Below are 25,631 nucleotides of genomic sequence, written 5' to 3'. Positions count from 1 at the left end.
AGACATTATTTTTTTACAAAACGCTTGGTAATTGTACCTTGATTTTTAGCGGTAATTTGTAAAAAATAAACTCCTGTTTTCAAATTAGAAACATCGATTGTATTTTTAACGGTTCCTTTGCCTACTAATTGTCCTACAAAATTTTTGATTTCAAAATTTGAAGTTTCGTTAGCAGTACTTTTATCACCCATAAATACATTCATGATTGACCCTTGAACCGGATTTGGAAAGATCGAAAAAGAGATGTCTTCTGTTGAAATTAAAGATGAATTAGCAGCAGCACTGGTGGTAAGAGCAATGTTATCAATAGCGATATCAGCTTGCCAAGTAGATCCTGTAACTCTGTTAAATCGTAGTCTCAGAGCCTCACCAATATATTGAGAAAGATCAAGGTTAATCGTGTTCCAGGAATTCCCTTGATTACCGGTTTGATTCCAAATACTTGTCCATGAAGCGCCGTCATTTGTTGATGCTTCAACCGCTATACTTCCCATATCAGATGCACCAAACATGTGATATGTAAATGTAAATGCGGGAGAAGAAGTACCACTTAGGTCAAAACAAGGAGATGTTAGTATTGCTCGCTTATTAGGAAATCCTGTTCCATTTCCGGAAGCTTCTACATAGAGATAATATGTTCCTTGATTTGCGCTTGATGGTCCTGTATTTCTTGATGGAGTTCCATTAGCGTCTACAGTCCAGTTGATATCATCTGATGATGATTGTGTCCATAAGCCTAAAGTGTTTTCAAAACTTTCGTTGTATGGAAATGATGATACTCCACCAGCACATGCACCACCACTACCTTCTGTGATTGTAACCGTGTAATCTTCGACTTCGCCATATGGGAATGACTCACAAGGTGCTGGGATAGAATTGTATTTCATAGATACACGCATTCTGGTCGATACCGCAGCAGCACTAGATGGGATTGAAAATGTTCCGCTAACCGGAGTAGTTCTCGTTGCATTTTGTGACCATACTTGTTCTCCAGAATCTTCAAAATCACCATCTTGATTAAAGTCGATCCATACACTATACCCTTCACTGTATACTGTACTTGACCATGTTGGAGTAATCGTAATTGTATGTGATGTGCCTTTTGCAAGATTAGTAGATATAGAGGTGTGGTCTGCATAACCACCACTAGATGCACCAGATGTATTGTTTATACTCCCTATAGATACGTTACTAATATATTCGTCAGAAACACTATTTCCATTAGAATTACAATAATTCACTTGTACATCTGTAGTTGTGAAATTAACAGAACTACTGTAGTTAGATGAGGTCCCGTCTTGACATTTACTTCTTACTTGTGCTTCATAAGATGTATTGGCAGACAAGCCAGTTATGGTATTAGAAGTTCCGTTCACGGCATTAGTTATCCATGAAGAAGTACCGGTCTGACGGTATCTTAAATCATAAGTCGCATTGGCAACACTTGTCCAATTAATAGTAGCAGAAGTTGCATTTATATTAGAAGATCCGACACCTGTAGGAACGGTTGCCTGACATACTGCAGGTGCACTTTTTCGTATTAAGAAAAACCCTCCCTGAATATCACTTACAACAATGTTTCCACTATTGAAATAGGGATATACATTCCACACACCATCCATAGTTACACTATTACTAGAGGTATAAGTATCAAAGAACCCCACCTCTGTCATGGTTTTGGTTGCAATATTAGAAATATCTAGAACTCTTATCCCTGCTCTATAATTTGCCAAGTAGAATAAATTACCTTTTACATATCCATTATGATCTGTAGCCGGTGTAGGGCCAAAATAATTAAAATGAAATTTTGGATTATCTAAATCTTGAAAATCAAAAACAATAGTTTTTGTATTAAAACCAACTCCTTGTTCATCGAGCTCATCTCCCAATATGAAATATTTCAGATCTTCTGTAAACCATCCCTGATGCGTGTATTTAACATCAGAATATTTTATAGTTGATATTGTTTTAGGATTTGATTTATTGGTAATATCTGCTATTACGATTTCAATTTCATTACTGCCAATAAGAATCTCTTTTCCTGTATAGTCGCTATCCGGACCATTATAAGTAATAACCTGGGCATCATGAGTATATGCGCGTTGACCACTAGATAAAAGTCCTCCGGCATTGGTTGGGTTTTTTGGATCCTGAATGTTAATAAAAAGAGGTCCTCCTTTATAAGGGCCAGAATTTCTTTGAGCCCCTACAACATAGGCATATCCAGAATCTTCATTAATTACAATGTTGTGCGCATTACCGAATTCTGTGTATCTTTTATCAGCAGTAAAAGTTTGAGGAGGATTTGCTACGTTACGTAATCTTGTAAGGTCAAAAACCTGCATTCCGTGATTAGAAGCTTCACTTACTATAAAAGCATGATTTTTATACACTTTTACATCTCTCCAAGTACTATTAGAGGTAGCTGTTGGTAATTTACCAAGATAAACGGGATTAGTTGGATTCGAAATATCAATAAATGCGGTTCCGTTATTTAAACCAATAATTGCGTATTCATTACCATTTTGTGGATCTGTCCACCCCCAGCTATCGTTACCGGCTCCGGCACTCATTTGAGATAGCGTGATGTGAGACATTAAATCGTAATCTTTACAAGGGTAAGAACCTGCCAGCCCGTTTTGACAAGGGGTCTGACCATAAGAGAATACTACTGATAATATCAGTAGAAGAGTAATTAGATTTTTCATTGAGTTTGTGGTTTTAAGAGTTAATTAGAAATTGAAGTTTATGTCATATGCTAATAGTTTAGTTTTTAAATAATTAACGAATTTATCGATTTTATGTATAGGTATTTGTGAATTATATATATAGTTTGTATTATTTTAACTATTTTTAACATTTTTTCACATAATTATGAGTTAAAAAATGAGAAATTACATTAAAAAGAGTACATTTTTTTAATTAATCAAAATTGATATAGGTCGATCTGAACTTTAAATCAGAATTATATAATTCGTATAAAGAGATAAGGGGTATTATGTTTTCAAGGAGTACTCTTTCTAATCAATAAAAACCCTCCTTGGATATCACTAATTACAATATTTCCACTTTCAAAATAAGGATATACATTCCATACCCCATTAAAATTAGCACTATCACTAGATGGGAAAGTATCAAAAAAGCCTATTTCTGTCATATTTTTATTTCCGATATCAGAAATATCCAGTATTCTAACTCCAGCTCTATAGTTTGCCAGATAAAACAGGTTGCCTTTTACATAGCCATTATGATCTACGGCTGCAGTAGGACCTGTATAATTCATATGAAACTTAGGATTATCAAGATCTTCAAAATCAAAAACAATAGTTTTTGTATTAAACCCAACTTCTTGTTCGTCGGTTTCGTCACCTAATATAAAATATCTCATATCTTCTGTAAACCATCCTTGATGAGTATATCCTACGTCTGTATATTTAATAGTAGATATAGTGACAGGATTGTTTTTATCTGTAATATCTGCGATTACAACCTCGATCTCATTACTACCAATTAATATTTCTTTATTGCTATAATCTGTATCAGGTCCTTGGTAATTAACTACTTGTGCATCATGGCTATAGGCTCTATCTCCTGTAGAAAGAAACCCTCCTGCTGCTATTGGGTTTTTGGGATCTTGTATATTAATAAATACAGGACCTCCTCGATACGTTCCAGATCTACTTGTTCCTACTGCATATGCAAATCCAGAATCTTCGTTAATGACAATATTATGTGCACTTCCAAAATCGGTAAAATATACATCTGCATTAAAAGTTTGAGGAGGATTTGTTACATTTCGCAACCTTGTAAGATCAAAAACCTGCATTCCATGATTAGTAGCTTCGCTTACGATAAAAGCATGATTTTGATAGACTTTTACATCTCTCCAGGGACTATTTACAGTTGCGGTTGGTAATTTACCTAAATAGATTGGACTATTAGGTGTAGAAATATCTATGAACGCTGTACCGTTGTCTAGTCCTATCACAGCATATTCCTTACCGCTTTGTGAATCTGTCCATCCCCAACTATCATTGGCTGTACCTGCAGACATTTCTGTTAGTGATATTCTGGTGATCAGATCATATCCGTTACAGGGATAAAACCCACCGGCAAGGCCATTTTCACAGGGACCAGATTTAACATCATTTGTAGCAACAGATGGGTTATTAAAAACATCATTGCCATTATCGTCACTACTACAGCCTATAAGAGTTGTAAATAATAACAAATTGCACATAAAATACCTTTTCATATTGTTTTCAATTTTAATAAATGTACTAAACTTTTTTGAGTATTGTTTTAATATCCCAAAGCCGTAAGACTTCTATATTAGGTATAGAATGCCGAAAAATCAGAAGTTTTTTATGAATTGAAATCACTTTGTTACCTACCTTTGCAAAATGATTGAAGACAAGAATACACCAAGGACACAACTATCTGAATTAGGAGAATTTGGGCTAATTAACCATTTGACCAAGAATTTTGATATCAACCAAAAAACAACTTCTCTTGGAATTGGGGATGATGCAGCAGTTTTGGATTTTGAAAATAAAAAGTGCGTATTAACAACAGATTTATTGATAGAAGGAGTACATTTTGATTTGTCGTATGTTCCATTAAAGCATTTAGGGTATAAAGCTGTAGTAGTAAATCTTTCTGATGTCTATGCTATGAATGCAAAAGCATCGCAAATCACAGTTTCTATTGCAGTATCAAACAGATTTCCTTTGGAAGCATTAGAAGAATTATATGCAGGGATTGAAACTGCTGCAAAGATTTATAATGTAGATGTAGTAGGAGGAGATACAACTTCTTCGACAACAGGACTACTTATTAGTATTACGGCTGTTGGGTATGCAAATGAAGAAGATTTGGTATATCGTAATGGTGCTAAAGAAAATGACCTTCTGGTTGTAACTGGTGATTTGGGAGCAGCATATTTGGGACTTCAGGTATTAGAGCGAGAGAAACAAGTTTATGAGGTTAATCCTAATTCGCAACCAGATCTGGATCAATATACTTATATTATTGAGAGGCAACTTAAACCAGAAGCACGAAAAGACATATCAGAGCTTCTTAAAGCATTAGATGTAAAACCAACAAGTATGATTGATATAAGTGATGGATTGTCTTCAGAAATAATACATCTTTGTTCTCAATCTAAAGTTGGTGTAAATTTATATGAAGAAAAAATCCCATTAGATCCTACGGTGATATCTACGTGCGAAGAATTTAAAATGAATAGCACAACAGTGGCACTAAATGGTGGTGAGGATTATGAATTATTATTTACTATAAAGCAAGAAGATTATCCTAAAATAAAAGCAAATCCCAGTCTTACAGTTATAGGTCATATAACAGATGAGAAAAGTGGAATAGGATTAGTGACCAGAGCAAACGAAAAGATAGCAATACAAGCTCAGGGGTGGAATCCGATAGGGGAATAATTAATAATTATGAAGCTGCCTGAAATGGAGTATCACGATTAGTTCTTGCCTGTTTCTTAGCATGTACAGAAGCTAAAGCATTGTTGATTTCTTTTAACTTAGGCGTCATTGCTTCTAATCGTCCTCTACTATTAGTAGTGGCTTGTTCACCACAATGTGAACAGGTATATTCTTTAATGTGATGAGTAACATGTTTAGAAAGAAGATAGTCATGGCCAAATAAAGAACAGTAAATTTTTGAAAAAGAAAATGCGGAGGTTGGGGTAGTTTTTTTCATTATTCTTAAGGGGTTAGAAATTCATGGAAAAGGGTTATGGGTTCATTATCAATACAATAATAATATTTTTTTTATTATTATCCACATTTTTGTAAGAAAAAATCACCATAAATCATTGATTTTTAGATAAAATACTTCTTTTATGGTGTTTTTTGACCCAAAAAGAAGTATTTCGTCTAAGAAATATATGAAATCACCTATCTTTTAGAGAAATCAAAAATAGATTTATTATCTTCTAAGATTTGTATTAAAAAGAACTTAGAAAGCGATAAAGTTCTGCAAGATATTCATCTTTATTCTCTAAATACGACATATGCCCTCCATCAAAACTAACAAGATTGATCTTACATTGTTTCGATTCTTTAATACTTTGATCATATCGTAAAATAGGATCTTTGGTTCCGGCAAAGATGATTTTTGGTTTATTAAAACCAGATAGAAGAGATGTATGATCTTTTCTTACTTTCATTCCTTCTAAACCAGAAATAATTCCTTGCAAAGAAATCTTTGAAGCTTGATCTTTAATTATATTTATTCTATCTGCAAATCGCAATCGATTTTCTTCAGCAAAAAGATTAGCAATTGCCATGCTAGTGTATGCGTTGGGATTATTCTTAACTATCTTAATAGCTCTACTACGATTTTGTTTTCTCTCTAGGCTATCAGGAAACGAAGTAGAATTTACTAGCACCAATCCCGAAACTGTATCTGGAAAAAGATCTATACAAGCAAGAGCAACATAGCCACCCATAGAATGACCTACGAAAGAAGCGATAGAGATGTTTAAGTTATCTAAAACAATCTTGACTGCTTGTGCCATATCCTCCATAGTATGTATATATCCCATACACTCGGTGTGACCGTGACCTAAAAGATCGATAGAAATGCAATGATACGTACTTGATAAATGGTCGATGGTTTCTTCCCACATAGTTGAATTTTCTAAAAATCCATGCAGAAAAACTATAGGAGTGCCTTTTCCTGAAGTGTTATAATTTACTTCGATCCCTTTATATGGTATTATCATTTTACTTTTTAGTTTAAATAACAAAGAAACTAGAAACAATACTCTTTTGAAGTGTAAATGAATATTTTTTTATAAATGCGCTAAGTATTTAGGTGTAGTTATATATTAATTTTTAACTTGTTATTGCTGTTCTATTTACAAATACTATTACGATTATTTTGTATGCTTATTATGGTTTCATTATTATTGCTTATTAATGGGACATAAATACCTAACCAAATGAGATTTAATAAAGAAACTTTTGTTGCAGGATTTGCATTATTTTCAATGTTTTTTGGTGCAGGAAACCTAATGCTTCCTCCACTTTTGGGATATAAAGCAGGTGATGCATGGTTTCTGGTTATTATGGGATTTGCTATTTCGGCAGTGGTTATTCCTTTATTAGGAATTTTTGCGCACGCCCGCTTACAAGGAACTATGCTTGATTTTGCAAAAAAAGTATCTCCCACATTTAGTCTTGTTTATTGTATATTGGTGTATTTGATTTCTATCACATTGCCTTCTCCAAGAACTGCATCTGTTACTCATGAAATGGCGATTGAACCCTTTTTTGGCACAAATGCTTGGTTGACCAGTACTATTTATTTTGTATTAGTGTTACTTTTTGTACTTAATCGATCTAAAATTCTTAGCTTATTAGGCAAATTTCTTTCTCCTATTATATTTATTGTTGTACTTAGTATTATATGTATTAGTATTTTTTCAATGCAAACTCCAGCGATTAATCCTTCAGAATTTAAAACTCCTTTTATTAAAGGGTTACTAGAAGGCTATCAAACATTTGATGCAATAGGAGCTGTTGTTGTAGGTGGAGTTATTATTGTATCTCTAAAAATTAAAGGAGAAAATAATTTTGATAGAAATCGAAAACTGATTATTGGATCTGGTGTTTTGGCAGGAATAGGTCTTTTCGTTATTTATGCTGGTATGATTTATAGTGGTGCATTATTTGGTGCTGATTTTGACACTACGATTTCCCGAACAGATTTATTATCTGGAATGAGTTTAAAAACATTAGGCAGTATAGGTAAAGTTTTTTTAAGTATTCTGGTTGGATTAGCTTGTTTTACTACAGCTGTAGGTATTGTAACTGGTACTGCAGATTTTATAAAAGGAATTTGTAATGGATCTCAAAGAGCATATCTTATTACCGCAATTGTAGCTAGTATTCTAGGTGTATTAATGGGGCAGTTTGATGTACATTATATCATTGATGTAGCAATACCAGCTCTTATGTTTATTTACCCTTTGACTATTATTTTGATTCTGTTAAATGTTTTACCTAATAGATTTACTTCTTCATTAGTATTTAGAACTGTAGTTGTCGTAACTATTTTATTTAGTATTCCTGATTTTTTAGGGTCTATAGGAATGCAGGATCATGTTGCTCCGATTTTAAAAACTCTTCCTTTAGGAGTGTATAGTTTGGCTTGGTTATTGCCAGCATTGGTAACGCTGGTTGTTATGAATATCTTTTCAAAAGCAGAGTGATTTTTCTAAACATAAAAATTAAAGTTTTTTAGGGGTAATTTCCCCTTTTGTATTGTGTTAGTTTTTGTTACATTCGCGCCAGAAAACAACGAATTTTAATACTTATCTAAAGGGAAATCTATGGGAAAAATAACTACTCTTATACTTATTACACTACTTTTATTTTCTTGTTCTAATGATGATGACTATGTGCCTATAGCATCAGGTTTAGATAAAGACTTAAAAACTCTTTTAACCGACATTTCTGAAGATAAAGGTCTTGCTTATTTTATCTTACCGCAAAGCGATGAATATCTTAAGATACCTCAAGATCCTCTAAATCCAATTACCAAAGAAAAAGTTGAGCTAGGAAAGTTATTATTACATGAAACAGCTCTTGGCAAAAACCCCAAAATAGATGAGATGAAAGCTACTTATTCTTGCGCCTCATGTCATCAAGTTGCTGCAGGATTTAGTTCTGGATTAAGGCAAGGTATTGGAGAATGCGGTGTAGGTTTTGGAACCAATGGTAACGGTAGAGTAATAAATACCAATGTTCCTGTGGATTCTGTAGACATCCAGCCACTTCGCTCTCCTACTCTTTTAAATGTAGCATACCAGGATGTAATGTTATGGAATGGGCAGTTTGGAGGTACAGGAACTAATGCAGGAACAGAAAGTAATTGGACAAATATTCAAGAGAATTTTCTAGGATTTCAAGGTATAGAAGTCCAGGCGATAAAAGGTCAGGGGGTTCATAGATTACTAATTGATGAGGATTTTGTAAATACACTGGGATATAAAGAAATGTTTGATAAAGCTTTTGGTGATATTATAGAAAGTGAGCGGTATACTACCAAGAATGCAGGACTTGCTATGGCTGCTTATGAAAGAACATTACTTGCCAATAAATCGCCTTGGCAAGAATGGCTAAAAGGAGATTATGATGCTATGAGTGAGGAAGAAAAGAAAGGGGCAATTGCATTTTTTGGAAACGGAAAATGTTACCAATGTCATACTGGACCAGCACTAAATGATAAAAGTTTTCATGCTTTTGGAATGGGAGATTTTGATAATTCTGATAAAGCATTGGTGTTAGATAGTGCAGGTTTTGAAAATGTAAAGAAAGGAAGAGGAGGTTTTACTAAAAACCCAGATGATAATTATAAATTTAAAACACCAACTCTTTATAATCTAACCGATAATGGTTTTTATGGACATGGAGGTACATTTACATCGGTAAGAGATGTTATCGTTTATAAAAATAAGGGAGTTCCTCAATCTACCGAAGTAACTACCGAAAATCTGGCAGCTCAATTTGGAACTATTGATTTGACAGATCAGGAAATAGATAACCTTACAGCTTTTATTGAAATCAGTTTACGGGATACAGATCTTAATCGATATGTACCCGAAACTTTGAAATCAGGTTTATGCTTTCCGGTTAATGATGTACAATCTCAACAAGATTTAGGATGTAACTAAATATAGCGTAATTGTTTTTGATCAAACTTAATTTAATGTAGCAATCCACCAGGTGTTACCAAATGGATCTCGAAAACCGGCTCCTCTGGCTCCGTAATCTTCTTCCATAGGTTTCATCAAGGATTTGGCTCCTGCATCTATTGCTTCATAATACGTTTGATCAGTATCTTTTACATAGACATACATACAACCGGGATGTGCAGGATTATGTTTTGAAGCTTCGGTAAGAAGAATAGTAGTATCACCGATTCTAATTTCTGAATGTTGTATTCTATTATCAACATCGAGGCTTCGTATCATTTCTTGTGCCTGAAAGATTTTTCGAATGAAATCAATAAAATCTTCAGCTTTTTCGACTACTATATATGGCATAGCTTGCTGGTGACCAGCTGTGATTTTCATTCGTTGCATAATATAAAAGAGAGTTTTTGTATTCAACGAAAGAAGTATAGAAAATATTCTATAGAGGTATAAAAATATCAACGAGAAGGCTGATTAGTTTTACCATTTTTTTGCTTTTCTAGCTCTTTAATAAAATAGGAAGGATAAATCCCAGTCTTTTTATAGAATGCTTTAGAAAATGCTTCAGAATTATTAAAGCCAATTTCTTGCGCAATGGCCTGCACTGTATATCTTCTAAATATCGAATCCCCGTTTAATTTATCGATTACAAAATCGATTCGTAAATCATTGATATAATTACTAAAACTTTTTTCTTTAAAAGTGTTAACCACTTTAGAGAGATAACTAGAATTTGACCCAAAACTTTTGGCAAGATCTTTTGAGGTTAGAGGTTTTAAAAACTCTTTTTTTTCTTCAAATTGCTGAAGCTTATCAAGCAGCTTATCTATGGTTTCTTTGTTAATTGATGAAGGAGTAGGATCATTAGTAGATTGATCTTTTTTTTGGTTTTGATCAGAGATTTGATGTAAGAGTTTTAAAAATCTCTTTTTATAGAGTTGTTGTCGATAATAATAGTAACCAATACCGATTATACTTAATAACAGAAGGATGGATATGATAATATTTTGAGAGGATATCTTATTGTTTTCTTTTTCTAATGAAGCTATAATTTTCTGTTTTTGTTCAAGAAGTTCTTTGGTGTCAAACTCTCTTAAAAGTTTATCATTAATGATCCAATAATCTTTTATTAAAACACTATCTGCCTTTAGTAATTTATTTATATACAGTAATTGATTGGTATGGTCACCAATAGATTTGTAATAATCAACCAACTCTATATAGGCAGCTCTACTTTCGGGTAAAAAATGATTTAAAGTGTTAGAAATAGAGTCTATTTTCTTAAAATAAGTAATAGACTCTGAGATTTTACCTAAGCTTTTATTAGAATTTCCTAAATATAGATATGCGTTAATTAAATCTGTAGTACTTTCATATCCTCTTTCCGGATTAATAATTTTAGGTAATATTGGCTTAATTTTCTTGATAACCATACTATATTCCTGGTCGTAATACTCTAGAATACCATCATTTAGATCGAATAGGAATTCAACGGGTTTGCCTTTAGATAATTTAACTCCTTCTTCGTTTAAAATTTTTGCAGAATCTATTTGATTATTTAACCTGTATACAGAGACGAGTTCTGTTAGCGTTAATAGATAAGAAATAGTATCTCGTTTTGTTTTGTTTTTGATACTTTTTTCATAAACTATACATTCGTTGTATAGTTTTTTGGCCTCATTATATTTTCCTAGTTTCCTTTTTAGATTTGCAATATTATGTTTTAGAAGGTATATAAATGGTATATTATTATTTTTTCTAGCGTAATCTAATGCCGTTAAGTAATCTTTAAGGCTGCTATTAAGATCACCAAACTCCCCATATGCAATCGCTCTTTTATTGTAGAAAACCTCTGGATGATTCTTTTTAACTATATTTTTTCCAAAAAAAACAGCACTGTCTAAAGCTTCTATTTTTCTGTTTTTCGAATCATTATACAATAGACTTTTATAGACATAAGACCAAGCTATACGGCTACTGTCTTTGCTATTTTTCCCTTTGTTAAAATAAGCCTGGGCATATAACCTTGCTGCTGGTATATTACTATCTAAACTTGCATGAAAGTTTTCACTAAGCTGTTTATATGTTTTTTGCATCAAGGAGTCGGGGACACGAAAAGATTGCCCATACCCAATAAATGAAACAGAAAGAATGAAAATGTTCCTAAGCAGTTTTAAATACATACCATATCATTTAGAATTTCAAATTAAGAATCAAAAGTATTTAAATACTGATATCAAAGTCAACAAAAGAAATACGGTTTTTATCAATTACGAGAAATTCTTCATTCATTTCTATATAATAAATCGAGAGACTTTTTCCTGACAATGATAAGATTTTATGCAAACTGTAGATTTAATTCGGTTGTTTAAAACAAGAAAGCTATCAATCAATTTTAGTATATTTTTCTTTACAAGGCTCCATACATTGGGTTGGGTAATCGATGATTAGTATAGATTCATTTATTTCAAAATTTATTTTAGAACCTGAAGATGTACAAGGCATGATAAGCAACGTATGATTCATATTATAGGTTCCAGACATTCCAATAGTTTTATCATCATCTAATGGGCAATACGATACGTTTGTTTTTAAGGTGCCATCATCAAAGAACTCAATAACTTTTTTCTGGTTCACTTTTTGGAAGGCTCCTTTTCCATTTCCTGGATCTACCAGCACGTGTGTTAGTTTCCATTTACCAACCAATGGTGATTTCTTTTTTTTAGTGCAAGCATTGCAAAAAGTAATGACGAAAAAACATAGAAGAAGCTTTTTCATAATAAAGCAGGTTTTAGAGTTGTGTTCGACTAAACTAAAAAAAATAAGAGAAACTATTTTATGGCTTTACCGCCTTTTTTATTTTTATTACTAATAAATTATCATGTTCTAAAAACATGTTTAATTATTCAGTATATTTTAGTCATGATCACTACCAAATCTCCGGTATCTGGTATTTTCAGGATAAATTTCTGTTAATTAATATTTTGTTATTATCAATGAGCCTCAAACTCATTGATTATTTTTGATTTCTGAATAAAAATCAATAAGAACAGCAAGAAAAACTGTTAAAGCTTCAATAGCTTTATTTATAGGTTTTTAAACTTTTTTTCAGCTCTTCTGCTGTTTCTTTGATCTCTGTAATCCAATATGATATTTTAATGTACTTACCTATATCTTCATAGATAAGTTCTGTGATTTTTTAGAAAAAGAAAAAAAGATACTCACTTGTGCATCGTGTCGTTTCAATTACCATAATCACTTTAACGATCGGTTTCTGATAAGCAATTTAATTCATGTCTTATACAATATATTCTTTAACTATATTTATATGGTTTTAAATTTTGGTTTTGAAATTGTATTTAGATTTATACATATTCCTGGTCTTAAATTTTTGACCTATGTTTTTTACCTCATAAAGCTAAGGTCTGATAACAACTGTATTTCCATTGGTTCTTAATGTTTCAGCATCTATAAGTGCTTGTGTAGATGCAGTTCCTCCCACCGAAATTCTTTTTCCGGTAATTGCAGGCGTAATATTTACTAGCCTTGTAAATAGAGTGTCAATATCTTCTGTAGGTGTTTTGGGTAGTTGTAGGTTTGTAAAATCCAGAACCGAAGAAATTTTCATTGAGTTTAATGTAGCATCAGACTCAATACGTAAGTCAGAAAAAGTAGTGAGACTATTAAGGTTTACCATTTCTAAAACATCAGATTCAATAGTAACAATATTGGCAAAAAAAGTTTCTAGACTTGAAAAATCTATGTTTTTTATCATGTTATTTCCTCTAATATTAATGGGTGATCTTCTGGTTTCAGAACCAATTGAGGTAATTCTAGGAAAATGTAATGATGCTAAGTTAGGATTGTTAGAAATTGTTAGTTCTCCGTTTAATTTGATCAAAGCAGCACAAGAAACAGTTTGTAGATCTGCATTGTTAGCAATACCTAAACTCTCAGAATAGGATAAATTAGGCAGAGCTATTGTTGTTAATTTGGGATTAATATTAAGATTTATAGCATCAGTATTTCTTGTAAGTTGCGATAAATTGACAGTTTCTAATATTGGGTTTTGAGATATTGATATTTTACCTGTATTTGTTAGACTAGAGAAATCAATAGTAAGTAGATTTACATTTTCTCTAACAAAAATTTCGTTTGTAATTATTAGAGCACTTGCATCAAGAGTCGATAAATTCTCATGATTTAATATTTTAAATTCGTCTGTTATTTTGATAAGCTTGGGTAAATTAATACTTTGTAATAAAGGATTTTGATCAAAAATAAAATTTTGTGCTCTGTCTAGTTTACTTATATTGATTGAGGTCAATGCTTTATTATTTTCAAAATAGATATTTCCTGCGCTAATCAAATTTTCTAAGTCGACTGTAGTCAAAGAAGGATTAGATTCTATAACAATTTTATTTGAAACATGTTCTAGATTTGGTAAGACAATACGCTGTAGTTTTTTATTATTAGTTAGTATCACCTTAGTCATTGTAGCTATTTCGGGTAACTCTAATGTTGTTAAATTTATGGTATTTGTTACTAAAATAGCAACTGTAGTTTTTCCAAAGTTTTCTGAGATTATTTGCGCAGCATCTTCATCTGTAATATCCCCTGCAAATACCAAAAACTCTAATCCTGCATTACGCCCATTGGCGCCATCTACTCCATTTGTGCCATCTTCTGCCTCGCATGAAATAGTAGTTATTGCTAGCGTTAACAAAAAAAGTATAAGATATATATATTTCATAATTAAATGATTTAGGTTTTTTAAAATTAAACGGTTGTAAAAACTACTCGGTAATATTCACAGTATTACCATTAGATCTTAATGTATCTGCATTGATTTGTGCTTGTGCAGATGCTATCCCTTGTATTGAAACTGTTTTATTAGTAATCGCAGGAGTAATATTTACTAATCGGGTTAATATACCATCTATTGCCGCAGTAGAAAGTTTACCTGAACTATTGAGATCTAATCTTTCGAAATCTTGAATAGAAGAAAGAATAACTGAATTAAGTAAAACTGTAGAATCTATATCTAAAACAGAAAAAGTAGCAAGTTTTGGGAAGTCTACGGCTTCTAACAGATCTTCACCAATATTTATAGTAGTAGCATTAACAGTTTCTAAATTTGGAAATGTGATATTTCTGATCATATTATCTCTAACCCTGAAACTATAACGATTTTCAGTTCCAATAGAAGTTAACATAGGAAATGACAATGTCTCTAGTATGTCATTACCAGTAATTGTAAGATTAGATTCCAGGTTTCTTAAATCGGGAAATGCAATATTTGTTACTAAATCGTTTTCAGAAAAATTAATGTTTTTTATAGTTGTTATATTAGGAAAAGATATTGTGGTTATTTTTGGGTTTGAACCAAAAGAAACAGACCCCAAAGACACTAATTTATCTAGATGTATTGTTACTAGGTTTTCATTGTTTCTAATAGCAAGTATATTTATAGAAGTGAGAACATTAAGATGTATTGCTGTTAGAGTTGTATTTCGTTCAATAGATAGGCTACCGTTAATGTTTTTGTCTTCGGTAACCTCAATAGTATTAAGTACAGGTAAATTTATGGTTTGTATGGCTATATTATCTGAAATCAAGGCCTTCCCTAGAACGGTTAGTTTTGGTAAATCAATATTAGGTAGTTTTTCATTACGATTAATTTGCATAAAATTAGCAGATACCAAAGAGGATAGATCTAAAGTTGTTAAGTTATCTAGATTTGATATAGACAAACTATTTTTAGAATCAATTAGTGAGGGGAAACTTAAATTTTCTAATAAAGGGCTTCCGCTAATGGCAAAGCTTCCTACAGTAGTAAGCTTAGAAAAATTAATAGAGGTTAGTGCTGCGTTTGTTTGAATCTTTGCTTCTCCGAAAATAGATTCGAGATTAGCTATAGTGAGTGTCTGCAATTTTTCATTTCCTATTACCTCTAGTTCAACCAAGGTTGAGATTTCGGAGATTTCTATTGTTGTTAAATTTGTAGTGTTTTTGATTATAATGGTATGCGTATTTTTTCCAGTATTTTCTGCTATGATTTTTGCGGCATCTTCATCAGTAATATCTCCAGAAAATACAAGAAGTCCTAATCCATTTTCTCCACCAGTACCATTAATACCGTTGGCTCCGTCAATACCATCTGCTCCGTCTAGACTACAAGATATAGTTATTATTGTCAGGGTTATTAAAAGAAATATATGTTTCATAATTAAAAGAATTTGGTGCTATTTTTTAAAATTGAAGTCAATAGTTTTCGAACATATTCCGGATTAAAAACTATTCTATAATGTTCACTGTATTACCATTAGTTCTTAAGGTTTCTGCATCTATTAACGCTTGTGCAGATGCTACACCATTAATTGAAATTACTGTTTCTGTAATAGCAGGAGTGATATTTACCAGTGTGGTTATAACTTGATCTATGGCCTCTGTAGAAAGCTTACCAGGGCTATTTAATTGTAATCTGCTAAAATCCTGAGCTAAAGGAAAATCAAGAGCAGTTAATAATACTGTAGAATCAATATTAAGGGTAGGAAAAGCACTAAGCTTACTAAATTCGATAACTTCTAAGAGATCTTCTCTTATATCTATACTGCTAGTTACATGTTCTAAGTTTGAAAATGTAATACTTTGGATCATATCATTATCATTAATCACTATTCTAAACGCAGTAACCAAATTGAGTAGATTAATAGTCGTTAATTTTTTATTCTCCCGAATAATTAAAGAACTCGCATTTTCTAAAGTATTGATATCTATACTTGTTAAGTTGTCAAGATTAGCAATAAATAATGTCTGTACTTGAGTCAATGATGGTATGCTAAGATTTTTTAGTAAGGGATTTTGAGAAAAATAAAGATTTTTTGCATTGCTTAATAGTTTGGGTAGATTTATAAGGGGCAATATATTATTCTCACTAACCCGAAGATTCTCTATAACAGTTAGGTTATCAAGATTAATATTTGTTAATGCATTGTTGTTTCTAATGATTCCTTCATCCAAAATAGATTTTAGATTAGATAAATTAAGATTTTCTAGCTTATCGTTATCAATAACCTCTAGTTTTGCTACAACCGAAATTTCTGATAAGTCTAATGTGGTTAAATTGGTAGTATTAGAGATTACTATAGTGTGGGTATCTTCTCCAATACTTTCCTCTATAATTTTTACTGCATCTTCATTAGTAATATCTCCAGTAAAAATTAGAGTTCCATACCCGTTAGTAGTACCATCTATACCGTCTACGCCATCAATTCCATTTTTTCCATCTTCTGGACTACAGGAAAAGGATAATAACATTAGAATTACCAAAAAAACTTTGATGAATATATATTTCATAATTAAAAAGATTTGGGTTTTAGTTTCTAAATTGATTTGAACTAGTATTTAATCAAATGTATATTAGAAGTAATAGAAAAGAGTACCAGATTATAATTTGGAACATATAGTCATATAAACTTTCTTTAAAGCGCAGATCATGAGGGTTTTTGGTACTACCAAAAACGGATATGTGGTAAAAATGTATAAGCTAAAACAAAATATACAGTAAGTACAGAAAGTAATGTAGCAACTATAAATCGAATTATGTTAGAAGCTTTAGGTAAAAATAATATAGAACTAATACTTATTGATCCTATTAAGCAAATTAGGAATGCTCCTGCAAAAAAGACAAGTTCTATAAACCCTCCTAAACCATCACCTCCACTACTAGAGCTTACTCCACTATAGAAATAATTAAAGGTAAGTATTGATAACACCAGAAAAAGAAGGGTAAAAATCAAAAAAACACTCAAGAAATTTTTTAACGTTTTCATTTTTAATCATACCTTGATTTAGTTTGAAAAGTATACATAATAATGAAGAAGATAGTACCATATTATAAAATGGAGCATATAATTATTTTCCATTTTGAAACTAATAACCTGAGTTTAATTAATGTTTCAAGGAGGATAAAAACCGTCAATTCGAGTGAATTTTACGATTAAAATGAGTAAAATTTGTATCGAGAATAGGTTTTTAGCATTGAAATGCTTGTTTTCGATACAAAATTCTTAATAGAATTTCACTCAAACCGACGCATTTCAGATTAATCGAGTTCAGTTTAATATGATAGTTTCTTTTGATATTCGGTAGGCGTAAGACCCACTAGATTTTTGAAAACCCTATTAAATGATGTTTTACTAGGAAAGCCGGCTTCATAGCCAATAGCTAGAATTTTGTAATTTTTATATTTGGGGTCTTTCATCAATTGTTTTGCTGTATCAACTCTATATAAATTAATGAAATTATTGAAGTTTTTTTGAAAACACACATTCAGTATCTCAGAAAAAAGATGTACACTCATATCTAAATTATTAGCGATATCAGATTGTTTGATCTCATGGTCTAAATAAGGCTTTTTCTCTTCCATGTAATTTAGAATAAGATCCATATGTTTTTGTTGATCTTCATGACTAAAAGAAGATTTTTTTGGTTGTTTAGTTTTGATGCTTCCTTTTACACTTTCTTGTTGTTGAATTTTTTGGGCAAGCGTATTCAATTTATCTTTTAAGGCTTCGTTTTCGTTTTTAAGTAAAGCTTTATCATCTTGCAACTGTAAAGATTCTTCTGCAAGTTTTCTACGTTTGTTCCAATAAATTATTGAGGATACGATTAATATGATCATTAAAAATACTCCGGCAAATACATACACTTGTTTTTCTTTACTTAGAAATACAATAGATTTTTGTTGTTCAGATATAATATCAGACTTGTTTTCAGACTCTTTTTCAATTTTTAACCGCTGGGCTTTGGAGAGGGTTTTTAAGTACTTTTCTCGAGTATTGGTATATGCTTTTTGCTCATGTAAAGATTTTTTTATACTATCTAAAGCTTCATAGGTTTTTGCTAAATATTGATGGGCTTCCATTTTAATATTTAGAAAATTGCCTTCACCAGCAATATTTCTCGCCTTTTTTAAATTAGGAAGTGCTTTAATGGGTTGGTTCGATAAATAATGAGAAATCCCAATAATAACATTTGCCGAGGCGATTAGTTCAACCGATTCGTTTTCATCAATTTTATCTAACGCTTTTTTGCTATTCTCTATAGCTTGGTCATATTGTTTTAAATAACGCTGACATTCGGCAATATTGATTAGGGCTCCAATGATTTTATCATTCCTATTCATTTTTTCAGCCAGATCTTTTACTTTATGCATGTATTTCAGAGCTTCTGAGTAATTACCTTCATTGAGGTTTGCTGTACCCAGAGAATTGTACGCAGAAATAATAAATTTATCAGGATTTTCCTGATACACGGCTAACTCAATGACCTTTTTCATGGATAATTTTACCTTTTCATAATCTTGAATATGATTATATAAATTTCCCATATTAACTTGTACAAGAATTCTCGAAAAAGAGTTTTCAGGGAGAGATTCACTTAATTTTTCGGCCTCAAGGTATTTGCTTATAGATTCGTCATATTGATCTATTTGTTGATGATAAATAGCCATATATACCAATGCCGAAACTTGTTCTTCCTTCAAATCATTGGCTATTGCAATGTGTAATATTATTTGACTATAATTTTTAAATGCTTTCAAATCACCAGTACGGTAGGATGTGGTCAGTAATTGTTTGTATTTAGCGATACTATCTTGTGGAGAAGAAATTACCTGCTTAAACTGGGGAAAATCTATTTCTTTTTGATCTTGAGCAAAAATAGAATAAGTGCTTAGATATAAGCAAAGGATTAAAGAAAGAGTTTTTAGCATCTTTTTATTGCAGGTTATTTTTAAATGGGTATCTATGTTAATAGATACCCATAATATAATTATAAATCAACAAATTAAGGTGATTACTTATTCATTAACTCTTCAATTTCTTCGGCTTCTATAGGAATATTAGCCATGAGATTAAATGGTTCTCCTTTTTCCTGAATTACGACATCATCTTCAATGCGAATTCCAAAACCTTCATCAGGAATATAAATCCCAGGCTCAACAGTAAACACCATATTGGCTTGCATAGGCTCGGTAAGGATACCGTAATCGTGGGTGTCTAATCCTATATGATGGGAAGTACCATGCATAAAGTATTTTTTGTATGCAGGCCATTCTGGATCTTCCTTCTGCACATCGGCCTTATCTATAAGTCCTAATCCTAATAATTCTGAAGTCATAATTTTACCAACTTCAACATGATAATCGGCCCAGATAGTCCCCGGAATTAACATTTTGGTAGCTTCATTTTTAACACGAAGTACAGCATCATAAACATCTCGTTGGCGTTTAGAGTATTTTCCGGATACCGGAATTGTACGAGACAAATCGCTAGAGTAATTGGCATATTCTGCGGCAACATCCATAAGGATTAAATCTCCTGCTTTACATGGTTGATTGTTTTCTATGTAGTGAAGCACATTAGCATTGTTTCCACTTGCAATTATGGGAGTATACGCAAAACCTTTGGATCTATTATTGATAAATTCATGTAATAATTCGGCTTCAATATTATATTCCCAAACACCAGGTTTTACAAAGTTTAAAAGTCTTCGAAATCCTTTTTCAGTAATATCACAAGCTGTTTGCATAAGCTCAATTTCGATAGGATCTTTTATTGCTCGTAATCGTTGTAAAATAGGATTGCTTTTTGCTACAGCATGTGCAGGATATTTTGCTTTCCACCATTTGGTAAAACGATCTTCACGAGTTTCTGTTTCTACATTTGATCTGTAGTGTTCATTAGTGTTTACATACACAGTTTCACACTGTGTCATCACTTCAAAGAAAATCTTCTCTAAATCCTGAAGCCAATATACGGTTTTGATTCCCGAAACATCAAAAGCTCGTTCTTTGGTTAGTTTTTCACCTTCCCAAATTGCAATATGTTCATTGGTTTCTTTTAAAAATAAAATCTCACGATGCTTTTCCTTAGGAGCATCAGGAAAAAGCAACAATATACTTTCTTCCTGATCAACACCACTTAGGTAAAAAATATCTCTATGCTGCTCAAAAGGCATAGTACTATCTGCACTAATGGGGTAAATATCATTACTATTAAATACAGCAATGCTATTGGGTTTCATTTGCCCCATGAAGTTTTTACGATTTTTGATGAAGAGATTGCTATCGATCTGGTGATATTTCATTGTGTGATATGTTGTTTAATTACAAACCTCATAAGTCCTCTAGACCAAACGAGGATGAAGAATATTGATTTTCTTCAAAAATATGATTATTATTTACGTAATAAAAAAAGGAACTCATAAGATTTTGAGTTCCTTTTTAAATATTGAATTTACCTTACTTTTTTTGCTAATATGAATATATTTTATTTATGTATTGTATTTCTTTAATCATGAGTCTGCGATGTTTCTTCCCGCGGTCCTATTAATTAAATAATTATTACTTAATAAATTAACTAAAAAATTATGAAAAACACAAAAAATAAACATAATCATTTGTGTTTCATGAATATTATTTTTGAAATACATGATTGTTAAACAATATCTAAAAATTTTGAGTTTGTTATAACAATATCTACTTTCAGCGCACTAAACACCCATCAAAATGAAAACATTTACATCATCATTATTTTTCTTCTTTTTTTCTTCTTTAATTTTTTCTCAACAACCAGCAACCAATGCAGAATTGATACAGAAAGGATTGCTGGATAAAAAGCAAATGGAAAAGTCTTCTTTAATGAAACATGTTCCTTTTAAAAATATTGGCCCAACCGTAATGAGTGGTCGTGTAGTAGATGTTGATGTAAATCCAGAAAATACTACAGAGTTTTATGTAGGATATGCTTCTGGAGGGTTATGGCATACCGTAAATAATGGAACTACTTTTGAGCCTGTTCTGGATGCTGCAGAGACAATTAATGTTGGTGATATTGCAGTAGACTGGAAAAATAATATTATTTGGGTAGGAACCGGTGAAAATAATTCGTCTAGATCGTCCTATGCAGGGATAGGGATTCTAAAATCTACAGATAAGGGTAAAACATGGAAAAATGTAGGACTATTCGACTCACATCATATTGGTAGAATTGTTATTAACCCTAATAATCCAGATGAGGTTGTAGTGGGGGTAACCGGGCATTTATATTCTTCTAATCAAGAACGAGGAGTCTATAAAACAACAGATGGAGGAGCTACCTGGAAAAAAACGTTGTTTATTAACGATCGAACGGGTATCATTGATTTGGCATATGCACCTGGTAATTTTAATATTATGTATGCAGCGGCATGGGATAAAGATCGTAAAGCCTGGAACTTTGAAGGTAATGGATTAGGATCTGGGATTTATAAAAGTATTGATGCAGGAACTACCTGGAATAAAATATCTATAGAAGGAAGTGGTTTTCCTACGGGAGAAGGAGTAGGGAGAATCGGCCTTGCCGTTTTTGATGAAAATACAGTATATGCTGTACATGATAACCAGTATAGAAGAAAGGACAATGATACCAAAAGAAGTGACACCGGACTAACCAAAGAGGATTTTAAAACGATGTCATCAGAAGCTTTTTTAAAACTGGAAAACAAAAAATTAAATGCATTTTTAAAAACCAATGGGTTTCAAGAAAAGTATAGAGCAGATAACGTAAAACAACTTGTTCGCTCGGGTACAGTACAACCAATAGATCTTGCTAGATATCTCGAAAATGCCAATGCAATGTTATTTGATACTCCGGTTATAGGAGCAGAGGTATATAGAAGCAATGATGGTGGTAAATCCTGGGCTAAGACCCATAAAGACTATATTGATGATCTATTTTATAGCTATGGATATTATTTTGCCCAGATACAGGTAAGCCCTGTTAATAAAGACCATATTTATATTTCTGGAGTCCCCATTTTGAAATCTAAAGATGCCGGAAAAACATTTACCAATATTAATGGAAAAAATGTTCATGCCGATCATCATTCGTTGTGGATCAATCCAAAAAATCCTATGCATTTGGTAAATGGTAATGATGGAGGACTAAATATCTCTTATGACGATGGAGAAAACTGGATAAAAGCTAACCAACCTAGTGTAGGACAGTTTTATGCAATTAATATTGATCATGAGAAACCATATAATGTATATGGTGGATTGCAGGATAACGGAGTTTGGGTAGGAGCACATAATGCTAAAGAAGACGATTCCTGGCATCAAAGTGGGCATTATCCCTGGGAAAGTATTATGGGAGGTGATGGTATGCAAGTACAGATTGATAATCGAGATGCAAATATTGTATATACCGGATTTCAGTTTGGAAATTATTTTAGAATACATCGTGCAACGAATGAACAAATCTATATTCAACCTAAACATGAGTTGGGCGAATCTCCTTATCGATTTAATTGGCAAACACCGATCTTATTATCACCTCACAATCAGGATATTTTATATTTAGGAGGAAATAAACTGATGAGGTCAATGGATCAGGGAGATAACTGGACCGCGATATCTAGTGACTTAACAGGTGGTGGTAAAAAAGGAAATGTTGCTTATGGAACATTGACTACAATTACTGAGTCTATATTTCAATTTGGATTGATCTACACAGGTAGTGATGATGGGTTAGTGTATGTAACCAAAAATTCTGGTGGGAGTTGGAGCAGGATTTCGGATTCTTTTCCTAAAGATCTCTGGGTGTCAAGAGTGATTGCCTCTTCTCATAAAAAAGAAAGAGTTTATGTTACATTAAACGGATATCGATGGGATGATTTTACACCTTATGTCTATGTAAGTGAAAACTATGGACAGAGTTGGAAAAATATAGGAAGCAGCTTACCTGTATCTGCAGTAAATGTGATTAAAGAAGATCCAAAAAATGAAAATATACTATATATAGGAACAGATAATGGCGCGTATGTTTCATTAGATAGAGGAACAAGCTGGCAGGCTTTTTCTAATGGATTGCCTAATGTGGCAGTGCACGATATTGTAATCCAACCAGAAGCTAATGATTTGTTATTAGGAACACATGGTAGAAGTATATACAAAACAAATATAGAAGCGATGCAGCTTCTTGATGCTAAAGTAATGAACAAAAGCCTTCATGTTTTTGATATACCTGCAATGCAGTGGTCAGATCGATGGGGTGTTTCGTGGAGTAAATGGTCTACCCCCTATGAGCCAACAGCTACTATCAAGTTTTATGCTGGAAAATCAGGAGAATTCTCTATTAAAATTACTACCGAAGCAGGAAAAGTACTTCAGAAATTTTCTACAAAAGCTGATAAGGGGCTTAATTATGCAGAATATGACCTTACAATTACTGAAAAAGGAAAAAATATACTTGAAAAAGAATTTCCTGATGAAGAAGTTTCTAAAAGAAAAAACGGAAAATATTACCTTCCTACAGGAAGATATTCAATAGAAATTTCTGATGGAAAGCAAACAGAAAAAGCTTTGTGGGAAATTAAATAAAAGGAACCTCTAACAACGTATATGTATAAACCCCATCAAAATATTTTGATGGGGTTTAAGCAATTCAAACATTTATGATATAAAACAAATCATATTTTCTTTAGTATCCTTTATTTGGTACCATATTAGAGTTGGCATTTAATTCGGCTAAAGGAATAGGAAATGCATAATTATAACTGCCATATACAGGTCCTGCAGAAACTACATTTAGTTTTGGAATATCTTGCCTTGTTCGAGCTAAATCATCAAATCTAAACCCTTCAAAACATAATTCTTTTCTTCTCTCTAAAAGAATATTTTCTTTGGTTGCTTCTGCATATAGGTTAGCCCCTCTATTATCAGGAATCATATTTAGCCAGGTTAAAGCATCACCTATAGCTCCTGTTTCTAATAATGCTTCTGCATAAATTAAGATGATTTCTTCATATCTTATTAGACTAACATTATCATCAAAAGATTGAGAAGGATATTTGCCAATATTTCTTAATTTATCCCCATCGGTATCAATCATACTGGCAGTTCCTCTAATATCACCAGCATCAAAAATAGAAGTAAAATCATCATAAGCAACAATATCACCATATCCAAACCTGTAGATATTTGCTAAACCATTTATACCACGATTATCATCTTTATCGAAAGCTAGTTCAAAGATCGAGTTAGGCTCATTATCCTTAGACCAGCTATCTACGTATGAAGCAGAATCTAATATAGAGAATTGCCCAGAATCGATTACAGCCTTAGCGGCATCTCTGGCTGTTTCATATTCTTCAAAATATAAAGCTACTCTTGCTTTAACTGCTTTTGCAGCATAGCTGGTTATATAACTAGATGTACCATTAAGTGCTTCAGACAATAAAGATGAGGCTTTATCGAGATCTGCAAGGATTAAATTTTTTACTTCCCCCACAGTTTTTCTACCAGGCAGAAGATCATTATCATCTTTAAACTTATCGATATAAGGAACTCCTAAAGCTCCTAATCCGCCATTATCAACATGTTGTTGGCCATATAAGCGCAGCAAATCAAAATGACCTAATGCTCTTATGACATAAGCCTGACCTTTAATATGATTGATTTGATCTTGATCTCCTTCAACCCCTTCGACATTAATGGCAATATTGGCTGTAGATATTGCAGTATAAATTACAGACCAGGTATTTAAAGCATAACCATCTGATTCTAACATATTCATATCGCTAATACTAATGAAACGACCTGATTTACCAGTAGAATATGCATTATCTGATCTTGCTTCTCCATATACGATAATGTCCCTACCATAATAGGTAGATTGAGTCATCCAACTATAGGTGCCATTTAAAAGATTAGATAAATCTTCTACAGTACGAATATTACCTTCTAAGTTTTGATTTTGAAGTAAAGTGGGTTCTAAATCATCATTACTACAAGAAGATATTAATGCTATAAATAAAGCACTATATACGAGGTATATTATTTTTTTTGTCATGA

At 32.3% G+C, this 25,631-nt stretch carries 18 protein-coding genes; 4 read left to right on the top strand and 14 right to left on the bottom strand.

The genetic code is table 11. The features are described 5' to 3' along the window. Window positions 1-5: 5 nt before the first annotated feature. Entirely contained in the window at window positions 6-2,708 is a 2,703-nt protein-coding gene (locus tag ATO12_RS26690; protein WP_051575652.1) for a choice-of-anchor B family protein, read from the bottom strand. Between the two features lie 296 nt (window positions 2,709-3,004). Next, the gene (locus ATO12_RS06495) at window positions 3,005-4,255 is read right to left on the bottom strand and encodes a choice-of-anchor B family protein (protein WP_034240301.1); all 1,251 of its coding nucleotides are present in this window, start codon (window positions 4,253-4,255) and stop codon (window positions 3,005-3,007) included. A gap of 148 nt (window positions 4,256-4,403) precedes the next feature. Between ATO12_RS06495 and thiL the strand changes: the two genes are divergently transcribed. Further along, window positions 4,404-5,450 (top strand): thiamine-phosphate kinase, encoded by a 1,047-nt coding sequence (thiL, locus tag ATO12_RS06490; protein ID WP_034240300.1) that lies wholly within the window; start codon window positions 4,404-4,406, stop codon window positions 5,448-5,450. A gap of 7 nt (window positions 5,451-5,457) precedes the next feature. Here the strand turns inward: thiL and ATO12_RS06485 are convergent, their stop codons facing one another. Both ATO12_RS06485 and ATO12_RS06480 read right to left on the bottom strand, forming a co-directional pair. After that, on the bottom strand, window positions 5,458-5,727 hold the full coding sequence (locus ATO12_RS06485) for a hypothetical protein (protein WP_034240299.1): 270 nt from the start codon (window positions 5,725-5,727) through the stop codon (window positions 5,458-5,460). Window positions 5,728-5,974: 247 nt separating this feature from the next. Further along, window positions 5,975-6,754, bottom strand: a complete 780-nt coding sequence (locus tag ATO12_RS06480) for an alpha/beta fold hydrolase (protein WP_034240298.1) — start codon at window positions 6,752-6,754, stop codon at window positions 5,975-5,977. Between the two features lie 219 nt (window positions 6,755-6,973). Between ATO12_RS06480 and brnQ the strand changes: the two genes are divergently transcribed. Then, the gene (gene brnQ, locus ATO12_RS06475) at window positions 6,974-8,245 is read left to right on the top strand and encodes a branched-chain amino acid transport system II carrier protein (RefSeq protein WP_034240297.1); all 1,272 of its coding nucleotides are present in this window, start codon (window positions 6,974-6,976) and stop codon (window positions 8,243-8,245) included. 120 nt (window positions 8,246-8,365) lie between these two features. Continuing rightward, window positions 8,366-9,709 carry a cytochrome-c peroxidase gene (locus tag ATO12_RS06470; protein ID WP_034240295.1) on the top strand — a complete coding sequence of 448 codons (1,344 nt, stop codon included), beginning with the start codon at window positions 8,366-8,368 and terminating at the stop codon, window positions 9,707-9,709. A gap of 27 nt (window positions 9,710-9,736) precedes the next feature. Here the strand turns inward: ATO12_RS06470 and ATO12_RS06465 are convergent, their stop codons facing one another. From ATO12_RS06465 to ATO12_RS06425, 9 genes are all read right to left on the bottom strand, one after another. Further along, window positions 9,737-10,120, bottom strand: a complete 384-nt coding sequence (locus ATO12_RS06465) for a VOC family protein (protein ID WP_081801984.1) — start codon at window positions 10,118-10,120, stop codon at window positions 9,737-9,739. 68 nt (window positions 10,121-10,188) lie between these two features. Beyond that, on the bottom strand, window positions 10,189-11,913 hold the full coding sequence (locus ATO12_RS06460; protein WP_081801983.1) for an AraC family transcriptional regulator: 1,725 nt from the start codon (window positions 11,911-11,913) through the stop codon (window positions 10,189-10,191). Between the two features lie 202 nt (window positions 11,914-12,115). Then, the gene (locus ATO12_RS06455; protein WP_034240291.1) at window positions 12,116-12,508 is read right to left on the bottom strand and encodes a lipocalin family protein; all 393 of its coding nucleotides are present in this window, start codon (window positions 12,506-12,508) and stop codon (window positions 12,116-12,118) included. Window positions 12,509-13,148: 640 nt separating this feature from the next. Further along, window positions 13,149-14,483: a hypothetical protein gene (locus tag ATO12_RS06450; RefSeq protein WP_034240290.1), complete on the bottom strand. Its 1,335-nt coding sequence runs from the start codon at window positions 14,481-14,483 to the stop codon at window positions 13,149-13,151. Between the two features lie 43 nt (window positions 14,484-14,526). After that, window positions 14,527-15,957 (bottom strand): leucine-rich repeat protein, encoded by a 1,431-nt coding sequence (locus tag ATO12_RS06445; protein ID WP_034240289.1) that lies wholly within the window; start codon window positions 15,955-15,957, stop codon window positions 14,527-14,529. 70 nt (window positions 15,958-16,027) lie between these two features. Further along, window positions 16,028-17,089, bottom strand: coding sequence for a hypothetical protein (locus ATO12_RS06440; RefSeq protein ID WP_034240288.1), 1,062 nt, complete (start codon window positions 17,087-17,089; stop codon window positions 16,028-16,030). Window positions 17,090-17,244: 155 nt separating this feature from the next. Continuing rightward, window positions 17,245-17,565, bottom strand: coding sequence for a hypothetical protein (locus ATO12_RS06435; RefSeq protein WP_034240287.1), 321 nt, complete (start codon window positions 17,563-17,565; stop codon window positions 17,245-17,247). A 287-nt stretch (window positions 17,566-17,852) separates the two neighbouring features. Beyond that, on the bottom strand, window positions 17,853-19,508 hold the full coding sequence (locus tag ATO12_RS06430) for a helix-turn-helix domain-containing protein (RefSeq protein WP_034240285.1): 1,656 nt from the start codon (window positions 19,506-19,508) through the stop codon (window positions 17,853-17,855). An 83-nt stretch (window positions 19,509-19,591) separates the two neighbouring features. Beyond that, window positions 19,592-20,884 (bottom strand): aminopeptidase P family protein, encoded by a 1,293-nt coding sequence (locus ATO12_RS06425; protein ID WP_034240283.1) that lies wholly within the window; start codon window positions 20,882-20,884, stop codon window positions 19,592-19,594. 421 nt (window positions 20,885-21,305) lie between these two features. Between ATO12_RS06425 and ATO12_RS06420 the strand changes: the two genes are divergently transcribed. Continuing rightward, entirely contained in the window at window positions 21,306-24,158 is a 2,853-nt protein-coding gene (locus ATO12_RS06420) for a VPS10 domain-containing protein (RefSeq protein WP_034240282.1), read from the top strand. Between the two features lie 100 nt (window positions 24,159-24,258). Here ATO12_RS06420 and ATO12_RS06415 read toward each other — a convergent pair whose 3' ends face one another. Then, window positions 24,259-25,629 carry a RagB/SusD family nutrient uptake outer membrane protein gene (locus ATO12_RS06415; protein WP_034240280.1) on the bottom strand — a complete coding sequence of 457 codons (1,371 nt, stop codon included), beginning with the start codon at window positions 25,627-25,629 and terminating at the stop codon, window positions 24,259-24,261. Between the last annotated feature and the right edge of the window lie 2 nt (window positions 25,630-25,631).

Origin of the sequence: Aquimarina atlantica (assembly GCF_000626715.1) — a bacterium.
Lineage (GTDB): Bacteria > Bacteroidota > Bacteroidia > Flavobacteriales > Flavobacteriaceae > Aquimarina > Aquimarina atlantica.
The sequence above is the reverse complement of the archived record's forward strand: the minus strand, read 5'-3'. Positions and strand labels throughout refer to the sequence as shown.

Coding starts and splice junctions, on each gene's coding strand:
- ATO12_RS06420 (WP_034240282.1), top strand. CDS start 21,306: ATGAAAACATTTACATCATCATTATTTTTCTTCTTTTTTTCTTCTTTA.
- ATO12_RS06495 (WP_034240301.1), bottom strand. CDS start 4,255: ATGAAAAGGTATTTTATGTGCAATTTGTTATTATTTACAACTCTTATA.
- ATO12_RS26690 (WP_051575652.1), bottom strand. CDS start 2,708: ATGAAAAATCTAATTACTCTTCTACTGATATTATCAGTAGTATTCTCT.
- ATO12_RS06450 (WP_034240290.1), bottom strand. CDS start 14,483: ATGAAATATATATATCTTATACTTTTTTTGTTAACGCTAGCAATAACT.
- ATO12_RS06455 (WP_034240291.1), bottom strand. CDS start 12,508: ATGAAAAAGCTTCTTCTATGTTTTTTCGTCATTACTTTTTGCAATGCT.
- ATO12_RS06465 (WP_081801984.1), bottom strand. CDS start 10,120: ATGCAACGAATGAAAATCACAGCTGGTCACCAGCAAGCTATGCCATAT.
- ATO12_RS06470 (WP_034240295.1), top strand. CDS start 8,366: ATGGGAAAAATAACTACTCTTATACTTATTACACTACTTTTATTTTCT.
- ATO12_RS06440 (WP_034240288.1), bottom strand. CDS start 17,089: ATGAAATATATATTCATCAAAGTTTTTTTGGTAATTCTAATGTTATTA.
- ATO12_RS06485 (WP_034240299.1), bottom strand. CDS start 5,727: ATGAAAAAAACTACCCCAACCTCCGCATTTTCTTTTTCAAAAATTTAC.
- brnQ (WP_034240297.1), top strand. CDS start 6,974: ATGAGATTTAATAAAGAAACTTTTGTTGCAGGATTTGCATTATTTTCA.
- ATO12_RS06435 (WP_034240287.1), bottom strand. CDS start 17,565: ATGAAAACGTTAAAAAATTTCTTGAGTGTTTTTTTGATTTTTACCCTT.
- ATO12_RS06415 (WP_034240280.1), bottom strand. CDS start 25,629: ATGACAAAAAAAATAATATACCTCGTATATAGTGCTTTATTTATAGCA.
- ATO12_RS06460 (WP_081801983.1), bottom strand. CDS start 11,913: ATGTATTTAAAACTGCTTAGGAACATTTTCATTCTTTCTGTTTCATTT.
- ATO12_RS06480 (WP_034240298.1), bottom strand. CDS start 6,754: ATGATAATACCATATAAAGGGATCGAAGTAAATTATAACACTTCAGGA.
- ATO12_RS06430 (WP_034240285.1), bottom strand. CDS start 19,508: ATGCTAAAAACTCTTTCTTTAATCCTTTGCTTATATCTAAGCACTTAT.
- thiL (WP_034240300.1), top strand. CDS start 4,404: ATGATTGAAGACAAGAATACACCAAGGACACAACTATCTGAATTAGGA.
- ATO12_RS06425 (WP_034240283.1), bottom strand. CDS start 20,884: ATGAAATATCACCAGATCGATAGCAATCTCTTCATCAAAAATCGTAAA.
- ATO12_RS06445 (WP_034240289.1), bottom strand. CDS start 15,957: ATGAAACATATATTTCTTTTAATAACCCTGACAATAATAACTATATCT.